A 1,603-nucleotide genomic window follows, 5' to 3' on the forward strand; every position below is an offset into this window, starting at 1 on the left:
TCTTCGAGGTGCTCCATGACGCCGCCGATGTACAGGTCGGTGCCGTCGTACAGCGCGTCGACGTCGATCTCCACCGCGTCGTCGAGGAACCGGTCCACCAGCAGCGGCATGCCGGGTCCGATGATGGCCTGGTCGGCGATGCGCACGAAGTAGTCGCGCAGGCTGGGGGTGTCGTAGACGATCTCCATGCCGCGGCCGCCGAGCACGAAGCTCGGTCGCACGAGCACCGGGTAGCCGATGCCCTCCGCGATCGCCACGGCGCCGTCGACGTCGATCGCGGTGCCGCTGCGCGGAGCCACGAGCCCGGCCTCATCGAGCAGGCGCGAGAACAGTTCACGCTCCTCGGCGAGGTCGATGGCTTCGGGCTGCGTGCCGAGGATGGTGTAGCCGGCCGCTTCGATGCCCTTGGCAAGACCCAGCGGGGTCTGGCCGCCCATCTGGCAGATGACGCCGAGGATGGTGCCGGACTGGGCCTCGGCGTGCAGCACCTCGAGGACGTCCTCGAGGGTCAGCGGCTCGAAGTACAGGCGGTCGCTGGTGTCGTAGTCGGTCGACACGGTCTCGGGATTGCAGTTGACCATGATCGTCTCGTAGCCCGCGTCCGACAGGGCGAACGAGGCGTGCACGCACGAGTAGTCGAACTCCACCCCCTGGCCGATGCGGTTGGGTCCCGAGCCGATGATGACGACCTTGGTGCGCTCGGACGGGGTGATCTCGGTCTCGGCGTCGTAGCTGGAGTAGTGGTACGGCGTGAGCGCGGGGAACTCCCCCGCGCACGTGTCGACGGTCTTGTACACCGGGCGGATCGACAGTGCGTGACGGATGCCGCGCACCTCGGCCTCGGTGATGCCGCGCAGCTGCGCGATCTGCGCGTCGCTGAAGCCGTGCTCCTTGGCGGTGCGGAGGGTGTCGGCATCCAGTTCACCCGCGGTGCGGACGAACTCGGCCACCTCGTTGATGAGGGCGATCTGGTCGAGGAACCACGGGTCGATCTTGGTGGCTTCGAACGCCTGCTCGATGCTCGCGCCCTTGCGCATGGCCTGCTGCAGCACGACGATGCGGCCGTCGGTGGGGGTCTTCGCTACCTCGAGCAGCTCGTCGACGGAGCGCTCCTCGTCGCCCCAGTGGAAGCTGGAGCCGCGCTTCTCGAGGGAGCGCAGCGCCTTCTGCAGCGCGGTGGCGTAGTTGCGCCCGATCGCCATCGCCTCGCCGACCGACTTCATGGTGGTGGTGAGGGTGACATCCGCCGCGGGGAACTTCTCGAAGTTGAACCGCGGCACCTTCACCACGACGTAGTCCAGCGTCGGCTCGAAGCTGGCCGGCGTCACCTTGGTGATGTCGTTGGGGATCTCGTCGAGGCGGTAGCCGATGGCGAGCTTCGCGGCGATCTTGGCGATGGGGAACCCGGTGGCCTTGGAGGCCAGGGCCGATGAGCGCGAGACGCGCGGGTTCATCTCGATGACGATGATGCGCCCAGTGGCGGGGTCGACGGCGAACTGGATGTTGCAGCCGCCGGTGTCCACGCCCACGGCGCGGATGATGTCGATGCCGATGTCGCGCATCTTCTGGTACTCACGGTCGGTGAGGGTCAGCGCCGGGGCGA

1 protein-coding gene is annotated in these 1,603 nt (G+C 67.8%); it reads right to left on the reverse strand.

Features of this window, described 5'->3' with window-relative positions; all coding sequences use genetic code 11:
- Positions 1 to 1,603: carbamoyl-phosphate synthase large subunit (carB, locus tag NQ160_RS23575; RefSeq protein ID WP_257517423.1), on the reverse strand; the 1,603-nt coding region annotated here is incomplete at both ends.

The organism is Microbacterium sp. zg.Y909, assembly GCF_024626565.1.